The sequence below is a fragment of the Pseudomonas sp. I8001 genome (genome assembly GCF_013385345.1).
GTDB lineage: Bacteria > Pseudomonadota > Gammaproteobacteria > Pseudomonadales > Pseudomonadaceae > Aquipseudomonas.
In genome coordinates, this window is record NZ_JACAQC010000010.1 from 236,938 (window position 1) to 251,893 (window position 14,956).

15 protein-coding genes are annotated in these 14,956 nt (G+C 61.5%); 14 read left to right on the top strand and 1 reads right to left on the bottom strand.

What is annotated here, in order from left to right:
* Window positions 1–88: 88 nt before the first annotated feature.
* The 13 genes from phnE to HX839_RS10760 all read left to right on the top strand — a co-directional run bounded on the left by phnE (window position 89) and on the right by HX839_RS10760 (window position 12,787).
* Window positions 89–871, top strand: coding sequence for a phosphonate ABC transporter, permease protein PhnE (gene phnE, locus HX839_RS10700; protein ID WP_033897602.1), 783 nt, complete (start codon window positions 89–91; stop codon window positions 869–871).
* Window positions 872–907: 36 nt separating this feature from the next.
* Entirely contained in the window at window positions 908–1,612 is a 705-nt protein-coding gene (gene phnF / locus HX839_RS10705) for a phosphonate metabolism transcriptional regulator PhnF (RefSeq protein ID WP_023659262.1), read from the top strand.
* An 11-nt stretch (window positions 1,613–1,623) separates the two neighbouring features.
* Complete coding sequence (gene phnG / locus HX839_RS10710; RefSeq protein WP_003210619.1) at window positions 1,624–2,061, top strand: phosphonate C-P lyase system protein PhnG; 438 nt, start codon at window positions 1,624–1,626, stop codon at window positions 2,059–2,061.
* Window positions 2,061–2,651, top strand: a complete 591-nt coding sequence (gene phnH / locus HX839_RS10715) for a phosphonate C-P lyase system protein PhnH (protein ID WP_063028147.1) — start codon at window positions 2,061–2,063, stop codon at window positions 2,649–2,651. The genes phnG and phnH overlap by 1 nt, the downstream gene beginning before the upstream one ends.
* Window positions 2,651–3,727, top strand: a complete 1,077-nt coding sequence (locus tag HX839_RS10720) for a carbon-phosphorus lyase complex subunit PhnI (RefSeq protein ID WP_134327103.1) — start codon at window positions 2,651–2,653, stop codon at window positions 3,725–3,727. The genes phnH and HX839_RS10720 overlap by 1 nt, the downstream gene beginning before the upstream one ends.
* The gene (locus tag HX839_RS10725) at window positions 3,720–4,586 is read left to right on the top strand and encodes an alpha-D-ribose 1-methylphosphonate 5-phosphate C-P-lyase PhnJ (RefSeq protein ID WP_008434764.1); all 867 of its coding nucleotides are present in this window, start codon (window positions 3,720–3,722) and stop codon (window positions 4,584–4,586) included. Before HX839_RS10720 ends, HX839_RS10725 begins: the two co-directional genes overlap by 8 nt.
* The gene (gene phnK, locus HX839_RS10730) at window positions 4,547–5,356 is read left to right on the top strand and encodes a phosphonate C-P lyase system protein PhnK (protein WP_177067051.1); all 810 of its coding nucleotides are present in this window, start codon (window positions 4,547–4,549) and stop codon (window positions 5,354–5,356) included. The genes HX839_RS10725 and phnK overlap by 40 nt, the downstream gene beginning before the upstream one ends.
* Window positions 5,356–6,075: a phosphonate C-P lyase system protein PhnL gene (phnL, locus tag HX839_RS10735; protein WP_008434762.1), complete on the top strand. Its 720-nt coding sequence runs from the start codon at window positions 5,356–5,358 to the stop codon at window positions 6,073–6,075. The genes phnK and phnL overlap by 1 nt, the downstream gene beginning before the upstream one ends.
* Window positions 6,065–7,210 carry an alpha-D-ribose 1-methylphosphonate 5-triphosphate diphosphatase gene (locus HX839_RS10740; RefSeq protein ID WP_177067035.1) on the top strand — a complete coding sequence of 382 codons (1,146 nt, stop codon included), beginning with the start codon at window positions 6,065–6,067 and terminating at the stop codon, window positions 7,208–7,210. Before phnL ends, HX839_RS10740 begins: the two co-directional genes overlap by 11 nt.
* Window positions 7,210–7,773 (top strand): phosphonate metabolism protein/1,5-bisphosphokinase (PRPP-forming) PhnN, encoded by a 564-nt coding sequence (gene phnN, locus HX839_RS10745; protein WP_177067036.1) that lies wholly within the window; start codon window positions 7,210–7,212, stop codon window positions 7,771–7,773. The genes HX839_RS10740 and phnN overlap by 1 nt, the downstream gene beginning before the upstream one ends.
* The gene (phnP, locus tag HX839_RS10750; RefSeq protein ID WP_177067037.1) at window positions 7,764–8,513 is read left to right on the top strand and encodes a phosphonate metabolism protein PhnP; all 750 of its coding nucleotides are present in this window, start codon (window positions 7,764–7,766) and stop codon (window positions 8,511–8,513) included. The genes phnN and phnP overlap by 10 nt, the downstream gene beginning before the upstream one ends.
* 348 nt (window positions 8,514–8,861) lie before the next feature.
* Window positions 8,862–10,358 (top strand): M10 family metallopeptidase C-terminal domain-containing protein, encoded by a 1,497-nt coding sequence (locus tag HX839_RS10755; protein WP_177049324.1) that lies wholly within the window; start codon window positions 8,862–8,864, stop codon window positions 10,356–10,358.
* A gap of 389 nt (window positions 10,359–10,747) precedes the next feature.
* Window positions 10,748–12,787, top strand: a complete 2,040-nt coding sequence (locus HX839_RS10760) for a M10 family metallopeptidase C-terminal domain-containing protein (RefSeq protein ID WP_177067038.1) — start codon at window positions 10,748–10,750, stop codon at window positions 12,785–12,787.
* A gap of 157 nt (window positions 12,788–12,944) precedes the next feature.
* Here the strand turns inward: HX839_RS10760 and HX839_RS10765 are convergent, their stop codons facing one another.
* Window positions 12,945–14,141, bottom strand: a complete 1,197-nt coding sequence (locus HX839_RS10765) for an MFS transporter (protein ID WP_032899318.1) — start codon at window positions 14,139–14,141, stop codon at window positions 12,945–12,947.
* Window positions 14,142–14,319: 178 nt separating this feature from the next.
* On the opposite strand from HX839_RS10765, the gene HX839_RS10770 reads away from it, so the two are divergent.
* The gene (locus HX839_RS10770; RefSeq protein ID WP_177067039.1) at window positions 14,320–14,934 is read left to right on the top strand and encodes a DUF5666 domain-containing protein; all 615 of its coding nucleotides are present in this window, start codon (window positions 14,320–14,322) and stop codon (window positions 14,932–14,934) included.
* The last annotated feature ends 22 nt before the right edge of the window (window positions 14,935–14,956 follow it).

Sequence of the window (14,956 nt, forward strand, 5' to 3'; positions counted from 1 at the left end):
CAACGCATCCGGCGACTGAGTCACCGCATTCGCGAGCAAGCCCGCTCCCACATTAAGCCCAGTTCCAACCCTACACCGAGAGTGACCCATGACTACCTTGCATGCTGAAGCAGTGGGCAAAAGGACTTGGCCGCAATACCTGGGCTGGGGCCTGTTCCTGGTCCTGCTGGCCTGGGCCTGGCACGGCGCCGAGATGAACCCGCTGGCGCTGTACCGCGACTCCGGAAACATGGCGACCTTCGCCGCCGACTTCTTCCCGCCGGACTTCCACGAATGGCGCTCCTACCTCAAGGAGATGATCGTCACCGTGCAAATCGCCCTCTGGGGCACGGTGCTGGCGATCGTCTGCTCGGTGCCCCTGGGCATCCTGTGCGCCGACAACATCACCCCATGGTGGATTCACCAGCCGCTGCGCCGGGTGATGGATGCCTTCCGTTCGATCAACGAAATGGTGTTCGCGATGTTGTTCGTGGTCGCCGTCGGCCTCGGTCCTTTTGCCGGTGTCCTGGCCTTGTGGATCAGCACCACCGGGGTCCTCGCCAAGCTGTTTGCCGAAGCCGTCGAAGCCATCGACCCGGGCCCCGTTGAAGGTGTGCGAGCCACCGGCGCCAGTGCCTTGCAGGAAGTGATCTACGGCGTGATCCCGCAAGTGATGCCGCTGTGGGTGTCCTACGCGCTCTACCGCTTCGAGGCCAACGTGCGTTCGGCGACAGTGGTGGGGATGGTCGGTGCCGGCGGGATCGGCGTGATCCTCTGGGAGAACATCCGCGCGTTCCAGTTCGTGCAGACCTGCGCGGTGCTGCTGGTGATCATCGTGGTGGTGAGCTGTATCGACGTGCTGTCCCAACGCCTGCGCAAGCAGTTCATCTGACGACGGAGGGGTGCCCCTGGGCGCTTTTTTTTAAGCATGCAGTTGTCTAGACAAGATGAGCCGGTGTACCGCGAACTCGCCGACATCCTGCGCCGCGAACTGAGCAGCTACCAGGCCGGTGAATTCCTGCCGGGCGAGGTGCAACTGGCTGAACGCTTCGGCGTCAACCGCCACACCCTGCGCCGCGCCATCGACGAGCTGGTGTTCGAAGGCAGCCTGTTGCGCCGCCAGGGCAAAGGCACCCAGGTGCTGGACCGCCCGCTGATTTACCCGATGGGCGCCGAGACCTCCTACAGCCAGTCCTTGTCGGCCCAAGGCGTGGGCGTGGAAGCGATGCTGCTCAAGCGCCGCTACTGCTTTGCCAGCCGCGAAGAGGCCCAGCAACTGGGCATCGCCGAGATGGCGCCGATGATCGAGTTGCAAACCCTGCGCAAGCTCGACCACCAGCCGGTCAGCCTGATCCGCCACCGTTACTGCGCCAGCCATGCGCCGCTGCTGGCGGACTACAACGGCGGCTCGCTGCGCCACTACCTGCGTGAGCGCGACATGCCGTTGACCCGTACCCAAAGCCTGATCGGCGCGCGTTTGCCCAACCGCGACGAAGCCGCACTGCTGATGATGCCCCGGCACTTGCCGGCGCTCACCGTATTCACCCTTTCCCGCGATCGCGACGGCCGCCCGGTGGAGCTGGCGCAGTCCACCAGCCGTTCGGATCGCTTCCAGTACCAAGTGGTGACCTGATGGAGACCCCGATGAACCTGTCCCCGCGTCAACACTGGATCGGCGTGCTCGCCCGCGCCTTTCGCAGTGAATTGCTGCCCCATGAAGACGCCCTGCGCGACGTGGATTACCAACTGATCCGCGCCCCGGAAATCGGCATGACCCTGGTGCGTGGCCGCATGGGCGGCAATGGCGCGCCGTTCAACCTCGGCGAAATGAGCGTGACCCGCTGCGTGGTGCGCCTGGCTGACGGGCGTACCGGCTACAGCTATTTGGCCGGGCGCGACAAGGTCCACGCCGAACTGGCGGCCCTGGCGGATGCGCATTTGCAGGGCGCGCACCCGAGCCCCTGGCTCAGCGACCTGATCGGCGCACTGGCCAACGCCCAGGCCGAGCGCCGGGCGCAAAAAGAGGCCGACACCGCCGCCACCAAGGTCGAGTTCTTCACCCTGGTTCGAGGAGAAAACTGATGAATGCCCAACGCTTGCAACCGGCCTTTGTAGACCCGGTGCTGGACGCCCAGCGCGGTTTTCGCGGGGCCCTCAAGGCCCTCGCCGAGCCCGGCCTGATCCAGTCCTTGCCCGCGGCCCCCAGCCTTGAAGGCCTGGCGCCGGCTACCTATGCGCTGTGCCTGGCGCTGCTGGATATGGACACGCCGCTGTGGCTGGCGCCGTGCTTCGACACGCCGCTGATCCGCGCCAACCTGGCCTTCCACTGCGGCTGCCCGCTGACCGCCAACCGGGAAGAGGCCGCGTTCGCCTTGCTCGGTGAACAGGACTTGCTCGACCTCAGCGGCTTCGACCACGGCAATGACCGCTACCCGGATCAGTCCTGCACCTTGCTGGTCCAGTTGACCGACCTGGAAGCCGGTCGCGCCTTGAACTGGCGCGGTCCGGGGATCAAGACCCAGCGTCAGGTCAACCTGCCCGTACCCCAGGCGTTCTGGCTGGAACGCCAACGCCGGGAAACCTTTCCCCGTGGCCTGGACGTGTTGTTCGCCGCCGGCCATCACCTGATCGGCCTGCCACGCAGCACCCGAATTGCACAGGAGCATGCCTGATGTACGTAGCCGTCAAGGGTGGCGAACAGGCCATCGACAATGCCCACCGCCTGCTGGCGAAAAAACGCCGGGGCGATACTTCCATTGCGGAACTGAGCGTGGAGCAGATCCGCGAGCAACTGCCGCTGGCGGTCGCGCGAGTGATGAGCGAAGGCTCGCTGTACGACACGGAGTTGGCTGCACTGGCGATCAAGCAAGCGGCGGGGGATCTGGTGGAAGCGATCTTCCTGCTGCGGGCCTACCGCACCACGTTGCCGCGCTTCAGCCCGAGCCTGCCGATCGATACCGTGCAGATGTCACTGAGCCGGCGTTTGTCGGCGACTTTCAAGGACGTGCCGGGCGGGCAACTGCTGGGCCCGACCTTCGATTACACCCACCGCCTGCTGGACTTTGCGCTGCTGGCCGAAGGTGAATACCCGGGCCCGCAAACCACGCCGGATGCCACTCTGGAAGCGTGCCCTCGGGTACTCGGCCTGCTGGCCAAGGAAGGGCTGATCAAGAACGAATCCGACGACACCGGCAGCGTCGCCGACATCACCCGCGACCCGCTGGAATACCCGGCCAACCGCGCCCAGCGCCTGCAAGCCCTGGCCCGTGGCGACGAAGGTTTCCTGCTGGCACTGGGTTACTCGACCCAACGTGGTTATGGCCGCAACCACCCGTTCGCCGGCGAGATTCGCATCGGCGATGTGGAGGTGTGGATCGACCCGGAAGAGCTGGGTTTCCCGATCTGCCTGGGCAGCATCGAAGTCACCGAGTGCGAGATGGTCAACCAGTTCGTCGGCTCGGCCACCGAGCTGGCGCAGTTCACCCGGGGCTACGGCCTGGCATTCGGGCATGCCGAGCGCAAGGCGATGGGCATGGCCCTGGTGGACCGCTCGCTGCGGGCCAATGAGTTCAACGAAGAGATCGTCTCGCCGGCCCAGCAGGAAGAATTCGTGCTGTCCCACTGCGACAACGTCGAGGCGGCGGGCTTCGTTTCACACCTCAAATTGCCTCACTACGTGGACTTCCAGTCCGAGCTGGAACTGATCCGCAAACTGCGCCAACCGGCCGAGGGCACCCGCCATGAATGACCTGACTCAAGCGCCTGCGCGTGACCCTGCGTACAACTTCGCCTACCTCGACGAGCAGACCAAACGCATGATCCGCCGCGCCTTGCTCAAGGCCGTGGCGATCCCCGGTTACCAGGTGCCGTTCGGTGGCCGCGAGATGCCGCTGCCTTACGGTTGGGGCACCGGCGGCATGCAACTGACCGCCGCTATCCTGGGGGCTGACGACGTGCTCAAGGTGATCGACCAGGGCGCCGACGACACCACCAACGCCGTCTCAATCCGCCGCTTTTTCGCCCGTACGGCGGGCGTCGCCACCACCGAAAGCACCCCGGACGCCACGGTGATCCAGACCCGCCACCGCATCCCGGAAACCCCGTTGCAGGCCGACCAGATCATGGTCTACCAGGTGCCGATCCCGGAGCCGCTGCGTTTTATCGAACCGTCGGAAACCGAGACCCGCACCATGCACGCCCTGAATGACTACGGGGTAATGCACGTAAAGCTCTACGAGGACATCGCCACCTTCGGCCATATCGCCACCAGCTACGCCTACCCGGTGATGGTGGATGAGCGCTACGTGATGGACCCCTCGCCGATCCCGAAATTCGACAACCCGAAACTCGACATGAGCCCGGCGCTGATGCTGTTCGGTGCCGGTCGCGAAAAGCGCCTGTACGCGGTGCCGCCGTACACCCAGGTCACCAGCCTCGACTTTGAAGACCATCCGTTCGAAGTGCAGAAGTGGGAACACACCTGCGCGATCTGCGGCAGCCATGAATCGTTCCTCGATGAGCTGATTCTCGACGACGCCGGTACCCAGAGTTTTGTGTGTTCCGACACCTGGTACTGCGCCCAACGGGTCAAGGAGAACAACCAGTGAGCCAGCCTCTTTTGCAAGTGCGTGACCTGTCGTTGTTGTACGGAGAAGAGAAGGGCTGCCAGGACGTCAGCTTCGATTTGTACCCCGGCGAAGTGTTGGGGATTGTCGGTGAGTCGGGCTCGGGCAAGTCCACCTTGCTCTCGCTGCTCAGCGGGCGTCTGCCACCGCAGGCCGGCCACATCGGCTATCGCGGCAAGGACGGTGGATGGCTGGATCTGTACAGCGCCAGCGAAGCCGAACGTCGCACCTTGCTGCGCACCGAATGGGGCTTTGTCGAGCAGAACCCTCGGGACGGTTTGCGCATGGGCGTGTCTGCCGGCGCCAATATCGGCGAGCGCCTGATGGCCCAGGGCGTGCGCAACTATGAGCAACTGCGTGGCGCCGGCCTCGACTGGTTGGGCCAGGTAGAAATCGACCCGCAGCGCATCGACGACTTGCCCCGGACCTTCTCCGGCGGCATGCAACAACGCTTGCAAATCGCCCGCAACCTGGTCTCCAGCCCGCGTCTTGTATTTATGGACGAGCCCACCGGCGGCCTGGACGTGTCGGTACAGGCGCGCTTGCTCGACCTGTTGCGCGGCCTCGTTCGCGAACTGGATCTGGCGGTGGTGATCGTCACCCACGACCTCGCCGTGGCGCGCCTGCTGGCCGACCGCCTGATGGTGATGCGCCGCTCGCGCGTGGTGGAAACCGGGCTGACGGACCAGATCCTCGACGATCCACAGCACCCTTACTCTCAACTGCTGGTGTCTTCGGTATTGCAACCATGATGAACGCCTTGATCGAGGTCCGTGACCTCTCGAAAACCTTCACCTTGCACCAGCAGAACGGCGTGGTGCTGAACGTGCTGCGCGGGGTGGAGTTCAGTGTGAAAGGCGGTGAGTGCCTGGTGCTGCATGGCCAGTCCGGCGCCGGTAAAAGCACGTTGCTGCGCACCCTGTACGGTAACTATCTGCCGGCGGGCGGCAGCATCCGGGTACAGCACCTTGGCGAATGGCTGGAGCTGGTTGGTGCCGAGCCGCGTGAGGTGTTGCAGGTGCGCCAGCAGACCCTGGGCTACGTCAGCCAGTTTCTGCGGGTGATCCCGCGGGTGGCCTGCCTGGATGTGGTGATGGAGCCCGCCCTGGCCCGTGGCTGGTCGAAGGCCAATGCACAGTCGCGCGCCGAGCATCTGCTGACCCGCCTGAATATCCCACAACGCCTGTGGCAGCTGGCACCCGGTACGTTCTCCGGCGGCGAGCAACAGCGGGTCAACATCGCCCGCGGCTTCATGGTGGATTGGCCGGTGATGCTGCTGGACGAACCCACCGCGTCCCTCGACGACAGCAACCGCCAGGTGGTGCTGGAACTGATGAACGAAGCCAAGGCTGCTGGCGCGGCCTTGATCGGCATCTTCCACGACCGTGCCGCCCGTGAAGCGGTCGCCGACCGCCATTTCGACATGACCCCCGCGCCTGTTGCCCAAGAGGAATACGCCCATGCCCGCTGAACAGATCCTCAGTAATGCCCGGCTGGTGACGGCTGATCGCATGTTCCTTGGCAGCGTCGTGCTGCGTGACGGGCTGATCGTCGACATCGCCGAAGGCCGCAGCCGACTGCCCCAGGCCCAGGACCTTGACGGGGATTTCCTGTTGCCGGGCCTGGTGGAACTGCACACCGACAACCTGGAAAAACACATGACCCCGCGCCCCGGCGTGGACTGGCCGTCGACCTCGGCGGTGCTCAGCCATGATGCGCAGATCATCGCGGCCGGCATCACCACGGTGTTCGACGCGGTGTCCATCGGCGATGTGAATCCCAAGGGCAACCGCATGCAGAAACTGCCGGCGATGCTCAACGCCATCGCGGCAGCAGAAAGCGCCGGCCTGACCCGCGCCGAACACCACCTGCACCTGCGCTGCGAGCTGTGCCACCCCGACACCCTGAGCGTGTTCCGCGACCTGGTGGAAAACCCGTTGGTGCAGTTGGTGTCAGTGATGGACCACTCGCCGGGCCAGCGCCAGTTCGTGCTTGAATCCAAGTACCGTGAGTACTACATGGGCAAGTACCACCTGAACGACGAGACCATGGACGCGTTCATCAAGCTGCAAATGGCCAACTCCAGGGAGTACAGCGACCGCTACCGCGCCGCGATCGTCGAGCATTGCCTGGAACGCGGCCTGTCGGTGGCCAGCCATGACGATGCGACCCTGGCTCACGTCGAGGAGTCGGCGCGCTACGGCATGACCATCGCCGAATTCCCCACCACCCTGGAAGCCGCCCGTGGCTGCCGGCAACTGAACATGAAAGTTCTGATGGGCGCGCCGAACGTGGTGCGTGGCGGGTCCCACTCGGGTAATGTGGCCGCCGCCGGCCTGGCCGCCGAAGGATTGCTGGATATACTTTCCAGTGACTACTACCCGGCCAGCCTGTTGCAGGCGGCGTTCGTGCTGGCCGATCAACAGGATGGCGGCGATCTGTCGCGGGCAATCAGGATGATCAGCCTGGCGCCCGCGCACGCGGCGGGCCTCAGCGATCGCGGCGAAATCGCCACGGGTCTGCGGGCCGACCTGGTGCAAGCCAGGAGCCGCGACGGACTGCCCGTGGTCCAACAAGTGTGGCGACAAGCGAAGAGGGTGTTTTGATGGCAGGCAGGTTGATCTATCTCATCGGACCATCGGGTTCGGGCAAGGACAGCCTGCTGGATGCTGCACGACCGCGTCTGGCCGAGCGTGGTTGCCGCATTGTGCGGCGGGTCATCACCCGCTCGGCGGAAGCGGTGGGCGAAGCGGCGCAGGGTGTGAGCCCGGAGCAGTTTGCCGCAATGGAGGCCGAGGGCGCATTTGCCCTCAGCTGGCACGCCAACGGGTTGTCCTATGGCATCCCGCGGGAAATCGATGAGTGGCTGGCGGCGGGGCACGATGTGCTGGTCAACGGCTCCCGAGGTCACCTGGCGCAAACCCGGCTGCGTTACCCGAACCTGCTGGTGGTGTTGCTGACGGTAGACCAAGGGGTGTTGCGCCAGCGCTTGCTGGCGCGGGGTCGCGAATCCCTGGCGGATATTGATCTGCGCCTGGCACGCAATGCGCGATTCGCCGAGGGTTTGAGCGCTGCTGCAGACGTGTTCCTGCTCGACAATTCCGGCCACCTGGAACACACGGTCGAGCGCTTGCTGGGCCGCCTCGACGGGCAACCCGCATGCGCCTGACACTGCTGGGCACCGGCGATGCGCGGCAAGTCCCGGTGTATGGCTGTGAGTGCGCCGCCTGTGGCCTGGCCCGCCATGACCAGAGCCTGCGCCGCCGCCCATGCAGCGCATTGATCGAGTGTGGCGACCAGCGCTGGTTGATCGACAGCGGGTTGCCCGACCTCACCGAACGCTTCCCGCCCCGCAGTTTCAACGGGATTCTCCAGACCCACTACCACGCCGATCACGCCCAAGGCCTGCTGCATTTGCGTTGGGGGCAAGGGCTGGTGATTCCGGTGCATGGTCCGGTGGATCCGGAAGGGTTGTCCGACCTGTACAAGCACCCCGGCATCCTCGATTTCAGCCAGCCGTTTGCCGAGTTTGAAACCCGCCGGTTGGGTGAACTGAGCGTCACCGCGTTACCGCTGCTGCATTCCAAGCCCACCCTGGGGTATCTGCTGGAAGGTGAAGGGCGGCGCATTGCCTACCTTACCGACACCGTCGGCCTGCCACCCGCCACCCGCGATTGGCTGCAACACGAGCCGGTGGATGTGCTGGTACTCGATTGCTCCATGCCGCCGCAACCGCAGGCACCGCGCAATCACAATGACCTGACGCTGGCGTTGCAATGTATTGAAGAGGTGGGTGCGCAGTTGGGGGTGCTGACCCATGTGGGGCATACGCTGGATGCGTGGTTGTTGCAGCATCGGCGGGAGCTGCCGCGGCATGTGACGGTGGGCTGGGATGGGCGGGTGATTTAACGTGGGAAGTTACGTCAAGCGGTGAAGTCCTGATCGCTGGTGGATTTGGATGAAAAGTTTGAGTGGATGTATCTTTGTTGATGCCAGTTTGGAGTATTCATATTGGCGGCATTGTGTAGGTTTTTGTTTTTTTTCTGATAAACCAAGGCGCTGCCGCAACGGCTGGTGTGTGTTCAGTTGTTTAAATTACAAGTAATTTATTGAGTTTCTTAGCGGGTGTTTCATCGCTTTTAAATGTTTCGGTGAGAACTAAATAAGCGCTGTCCCGTGCTTTCCATGCATGGGAGCTTAATGGCTGATGCCGATTGTTCCGGCTCGTCTATTAATTAAAAGAGAGTGCTCTTTCTCATGAACGTTTTTGACGCGATCTCCATCAGGCCCATGCTTCAAAACTTGCCGGAGTCTGACCCCGGTCCGACTGGCTTCGGCGCGAAAGCCAAGCCGACCTACACCACGGATCAGGCCGGCAAGCAGATCTCGCGGGACAACCTGCGGTTTCACGATCGTAACGGCGACAAGAAAGTTGATCTGTCCTACACCGTCGACCCCAGTTTCACCGCGCAGCAGCAACAACGCGTTCGTCAAGCGGTGCAGTCCTGGCAGGATGTTGCCAACATTAACCTCAAGGAGCAGGCAGATGGGGCAGACGGCACGGTAAACATTAAAAACAACCCTCGCGGTGACCGTGGTGTTGCCACATCACCTACACGCTCCAACACCAGCACGACCGCGACGATAGGCACGCTGAAAGCAGGGAGCAGACCTGGCCTGGGCAGCCACTTTTCGGTGACCGCGGTACATGAAATCGGGCACGCCATCGGCCTGCAGCATCCAGGCAACTACAATGGTGGCGGCTCTGCCTACAACAGTGGCGCGGTCTATGCCGGGGATACCAAGGCGCGCAGCGTCATGAGCTACTGGTCGGAGAAAAACCAGGCCGGCCACGACTTTCAGTCTTCGAATCCATCCGCGCCAATGATGGACGACATCGCGGCAGCGCAGCGGTTGTATGGGGCCAATCACCAAACCCGCAATACCGACACCACGTATGGTTTCAACTCCAACACCGAGCGGGAGGCGATGACGCTCAAGAGCGCCACGGACAAACCCGTTTTTTGCGTATGGGACGGCGGCGGTGACGATACGTTGGACTTTTCAGGGTTCTCACAGAACCAGAAGATCAACCTCAATGCCGAGTCGTTCTCTGACGTGGGCGGCTTGAAGGGCAATGTCTCGATTGCCAAGGGGTGCACAATTGAAAACGCAACAGGTGGGGCCGGTCGCGACACCCTGATCGGTAACGAGGCGGGCAATCGACTCAAAGGTGGAGCAGGGGCTGATACGTTGCGCGGTGGCGGCGGAGCGGACATGTTTATCTACGACAAGGCCAGTGATTCCACGCCTCAGGATCCTGACTTGATCGAGGACTTTACCAGCGGTACCGACAAGATCGACCTGTCGGGCGCATTGAAAGAAGCCGGGGTGGGCACCCTGGTGTTCACGGACCGATTCACGGGGCGCGCTGGCGAGGCCTTGCTCAAGTACGACGCCGCCACGGGCCGGTCAAGCCTGGAAGTTGACCTGAACGGCAGTGGCAAAGCCGAGTTGTTGATCAACAGTGTTGGCCAGATCAAGTCGACGGATGTGCAGTGGGCGGGGGCGACGCCTGGGTTCAAGCCGGTGCCATTACCCATGCCAAATGTAGTGCCGTCCCCGGCGCCGCCCCCTGCGCCTGATTCGAAAACGACCACGCTTGCAGTGTTGAACGAGATGATCGCCAAGACATTGTCGACGTTGCTGCAGCTATTGAAAGGTCTGCTTCAACAGCCGGGCGCCCCTGGGTAACCGCCAGAGTGAAGGCAGAGTCTGGCCCTGTTTCCAGTGCCTGGCTCTCAGCCATCAGCACCACGTGGTGCAGCAGCCGGATGTGTAGCAGATTGTTTTCATGCCCTGGTTAGGGCGATGGGTAATTGTAGGTTTATATGTCTCCGGTTTTCTTCGTATCGCATATTGAATGCAGAGCTGGCCTGATCTGAAACTTCTGAATATAAATATAGTGCGCTTAAAAAATTGGCGATGTGTTTCTGGCTGTTTGGATATTTAAATTGAAACGTTCATAGGGGTGACATTCGGTTTTTTCATGTGAGATTTTAAGGCGGCTGTTAAGTGAAACAGTCGCGTTGAAAGTCTGTTTCCTGATGAATCAAAGTCTCAACTAAAAGGATGTTGTTTGTATGAGAGTCACTGCTTCTTTTGTTAATCCGCCTGTATCAAGTCATGAGCTATCTACGTTGAATGCGGCCACTACCAGTGATGGCGCAACCTCAAAAAAAACCTTCACCACGGATGATGCTGCAAAGCAGATCCTGCGAGAGGGTTCGAGGCATTACGATCGTAATGGCGATAACAAAATCGAGCTTTCCTTCACCCTTGACGATCAATTCTCTGTGCAACAGAAAGCGTCCTTGCGCAAAGCCCTGACGTCTTGGCAGGACGTGACAAATATTGTCTTCAAGGAGGGGGCGCCAGGTCCGGATGGTTCAATAACCATCAAGGCCAATCCCGATGACAATGGCGGGGTGTCGGGGCTGCCTAATCGCTGGTACGGTGATATGAACACTACGGTTGGAACGAAAGGCGCTTCTGATGCCCCACGGCATGGCGATGTTTTTTTATCAACGGCCATACATGAGTTGGGACATGCCCTGGGGCTTGGCCACCCTGGGGACTATGGTGAAAGTGTGCACTCTTATGCAGATGCCCTATACACGCAGGACACCAGAGCCCACAGCGTGATGAGTTACTGGCGAGAAACCAATCATACGGGCCATGACTTCAAATCGCGCGAACCTTCAACGCCAATGAAAGATGATATTGCTGCCGTACAGAAACTCTACGGGGCCAATCTCAATATTCGGAATACCGATACTACTTATGGCTTTGAATCCAATACTGACCGTGACCACTTCAGCCTTGAGTCCTCGAAGGACGCCCCGATATTTTCGGTATGGGACGGGGGCGGGAATGACACGCTGAACTTTTCGCTATTTTCCCAGAACCAGAAGATCAACCTGAATGCGGAGTCGTTTTCCAATGTGGGTGGCTTGAAGGGTAATGTGTCTATCGCCAAGGGCGTTGTCATTGAAAATGCCACAGGTGGCTCAGGTGACGATGAGCTCATAGGGAATGAGGCCGGCAACCGGCTCAAGGGTGGAGCGGGTTCAGACAGGTTGACAGGCGGCGCAGGCGCGGACGTGTTTGCTTACGATAGAGCGAGTGACTCGACACTCACCAGGCCTGACGAAATCCTGGATTTCACCAGCGGCACAGACAAGATCGACCTTTCGGGCTTATTGAAAAATACCTCAATCAAGCATTTCAACATTGTTGAGCGGTTTACGGGGCGTGCTGGCGAGATTGTCCTGAGCCATGACCCGCGCAGCGGAAACGGTAGTCTGGGTCTCGACACCACTGGCAGGGGCAAAGCGGATTTTCTGATTAAGAGCGTGGGTGGCATTCAGGCAAGTGACATAGTCACTGGCGGGGCACACGAACCTGGAGTTTCCAAGCCGGAGCCCCAACCAGAGCCCAAGCCAGAACCTCAACCGGACCCGAATCCGGAACCTTTTCCTGCTCCGCACGATACTGTCTATGGCTTCAACTCCAACACCGGTGATCCCTTCCTTAGCCTGCATTCCCAGAGTGGCGCTCCCAGGTTCCTGGTGAGGGACAAAGGTGGCGATGACACCCTGGACTTTTCGGGCTTCCGGCAGAACCAGACCATCGACTTGCGCGAGGGCGCAGCCTCCAGCGTAGGCGGCTTGCGCAATAACGTTGGTATAGCCAAAGGTGTCACCGTGGAGAATGCGATTGGCGGCTCAGGCCGTGATACGCTCATAGGCAATACGGTGGATAACGTTCTCACCGGCGGGGCAGGTGGAGATACGCTCTGGGGTGTGGGCGGTAGAAACACGTTCAGGTATGAGCAGGCCAGCGACTCGGTCTATGACGACGCTGACCTGATCATGGATTTCACCAGTGGCCAAGACACAATTGATCTGACGGGTTTAATGACAGAAGTCGGAACGCCCTTGCGGCTGGTGGATAGCTACACGGGCCGTATTGGAGATACCGTCGTCAAATACAACCAGCAGAGCGGGCGTTACTTTGTGGGCATCGACTTACTGGGACGGCGTCAGACAAACTTCCTGCTTAAAAGCACACGCTTGATCCGGCCAGAGGACGTGATCGGTCTGTCTACTCACCTGCGCTGAAAAGCAACGCGCCAGGGCGCTCGCCATCCTCCTGGAGGGGATACCGCCCATAAATCCCTGGGCGGTAATTCCCAATCAGTCAGCAAGCCCTTGACCTCGTCACTCGTCATTTCTGGCGGATGCGGCGTTGGAGCCGTTGATGCGGTTGTAAGGTGGGTCAGGCAGTCGCCACCGCCCCTTGCCGCGAGGCGCTCAAGAAGCGCAGCAACGCCACCAGCGGGAATGCGCTGCCCACCAGCATCACCCCCAGCCAGCCGCCGTGTTCGTACACGCTGCTGGCAATCGCCGAGCCGAAGGCGCCGCCGATGAAGATGCTGGTCATGTACAGCGCGTTCAGTCGGCTACGGCTGTTGGCGTCGAGGGCGTAGATGGCGCGCTGGCCAAGGACCATGTTCATCTGCACGCAGAAGTCCAGGACCACGCCGGTCACCGCCAGGCCGATCACGCTGTACAGCGGGTGCACGAAGGCCGGCAGGAAGCTCAGTGCGGCAAACAGCATCGCCAGCAGCGAAGCGCGGTGGGTGTGGCCGGCATCCGCCAGGCGCCCGGCAATGGGCGCGGCGATGGCGCCCAGGGCACCGACCAGGGCAAACAGGGCGATCTGGCTTTGGCTCAGGCCGTGGTTGCGTGACAGTTCCAGCGGGGCGGCGGTCCAGAACAGGCTGAAGGTGGCGAACATGCAGCCCTGGTAAAACGCGCGCTGGCGCAGCACCGGCTGGCGGCGCAGCAGGGTGCCCAGCGAGGCGAGCAGCTGGCCATAGCTGGCCGCGTGATCCGGTTGGCGCTTGGGGATGGTCAGCATCAGCACCACGCTGATAAACGCCATCAGTGCCGCAGCGGCCATGAACATGGCGCGCCAGCCGAAGTGGTCGGCCACCACGCTGGACACCGGTCGCGCCAGCAGGATACCCAGCAGCAGGCCGCCCATGATGCTGCCGACCACCCGGCCACGGGATTCAGCCGGCGCCAGGTGCGCCGCCAGCGGAATCAGGATCTGTACCGACACCGAACTGAAGCCGATCAGCAGCGACACCAGCAGGAACAGGTTCGGCTGTTCGGTGAACGCCGCACCCAGCAGGCTGGCGATGGCCACCACGGTGGTGATGATCATCAGCCGGCGGTTTTCCAGCAGGTCGCCCAACGGCACCAGGAAGAACAGGCCCAGGGCATAGCCGATCTGGGTCAGGGACACGATCAGGCTGGCCATGGCCGGCGTGAGGCCGATGTCCGGGGCGATCAGCTCGATGATCGGTTGCGCGTAGTAGATGTTGGCGACGATGGCGCCGCAACAGAACGCAAACAGCATCACCATGCCTCGGGTCATCGTGCTTGTAGCGGGGGGCGTGGCGTTCATGGCGTTCTCATAAAAGCGAAGGATTGTGGCGAGCGAGGATAAAGACTGGCCCCGGGCGCGAGTAGCCTGTCTGTGGTGATAACACTCATGCCGGGAATTAATGACTGAAACGTTAACTTTCGCGCTGAAGGTCGATGATACATTCAGTCACAACTGCATAAACAGGAAATCGACTGCCATGAAGACGACATTCAACAAGATGCTCCTGGCCTCCAGCCTGGCCGCGCTGATGACCGTGGGCGTTGCCCAGGCCGCAGATGCCCCGCGTGTCGGCGTGCGGGGTGCGATTACCGCGATGGACGGCGACGCGATGCACGTCAAGGTCAACAGCGGTGAAGACGTCACCGTGCACCTGACCAAGGACACGCAGGTGCGTGCGGTCACCCTGGCAAAAATCGAAGACATCAAGCCCGGCAGTTACATCGGTTCGGCGGCCATGCCCAACGCGGATGGCACCCTGACGGCGCTGGAAGTGCATGTATTCCCACCGGCGATGGCCGGTACAGGCGATGGGCACCGTGCGTTCGACCTGAAGGAAGGCAGCAGCATGACCAACGGCACCGTGGGTGACCTGGTGGTGAGCGATGGCCGCACGTTGACCGTCAAGTACAAGGGCGGCGAGCAGAAGATCGTGGTGCCGGATGATGTGCCGATCGTCAACCTGGAACCGGGTGATCGCAGCTTGCTGAAGCCTGGGGTGAAGGTGGTGATGTTTGCGGCGAAGGGCGCGGACGGGGGCGTAACGGCCCAGGCGATTTCTGCGGGTAAGGATGGCGTGACACCGCCGATGTAACCGCTGAACACTGAAACAAATG

Bases quoted from the DNA above. Each gene is read 5' to 3' on its own strand.
- HX839_RS10740 (WP_177067035.1), top strand. From the start codon at position 6,065: ATGCCCGCTGAACAGATCCTCAGTAATGCCCGGCTGGTGACGGCTGAT.
- HX839_RS10725 (WP_008434764.1), top strand. From the start codon at position 3,720: ATGAATGACCTGACTCAAGCGCCTGCGCGTGACCCTGCGTACAACTTC.
- HX839_RS10770 (WP_177067039.1), top strand. From the start codon at position 14,320: ATGAAGACGACATTCAACAAGATGCTCCTGGCCTCCAGCCTGGCCGCG.
- phnN (WP_177067036.1), top strand. From the start codon at position 7,210: ATGGCAGGCAGGTTGATCTATCTCATCGGACCATCGGGTTCGGGCAAG.
- phnP (WP_177067037.1), top strand. From the start codon at position 7,764: ATGCGCCTGACACTGCTGGGCACCGGCGATGCGCGGCAAGTCCCGGTG.
- phnG (WP_003210619.1), top strand. From the start codon at position 1,624: ATGAACCTGTCCCCGCGTCAACACTGGATCGGCGTGCTCGCCCGCGCC.
- phnH (WP_063028147.1), top strand. From the start codon at position 2,061: ATGAATGCCCAACGCTTGCAACCGGCCTTTGTAGACCCGGTGCTGGAC.
- phnL (WP_008434762.1), top strand. From the start codon at position 5,356: ATGAACGCCTTGATCGAGGTCCGTGACCTCTCGAAAACCTTCACCTTG.
- HX839_RS10720 (WP_134327103.1), top strand. From the start codon at position 2,651: ATGTACGTAGCCGTCAAGGGTGGCGAACAGGCCATCGACAATGCCCAC.
- HX839_RS10755 (WP_177049324.1), top strand. From the start codon at position 8,862: ATGAACGTTTTTGACGCGATCTCCATCAGGCCCATGCTTCAAAACTTG.
- phnF (WP_023659262.1), top strand. From the start codon at position 908: ATGCAGTTGTCTAGACAAGATGAGCCGGTGTACCGCGAACTCGCCGAC.
- HX839_RS10760 (WP_177067038.1), top strand. From the start codon at position 10,748: ATGAGAGTCACTGCTTCTTTTGTTAATCCGCCTGTATCAAGTCATGAG.
- HX839_RS10765 (WP_032899318.1), bottom strand. From the start codon at position 14,141: ATGAACGCCACGCCCCCCGCTACAAGCACGATGACCCGAGGCATGGTG.
- phnE (WP_033897602.1), top strand. From the start codon at position 89: ATGACTACCTTGCATGCTGAAGCAGTGGGCAAAAGGACTTGGCCGCAA.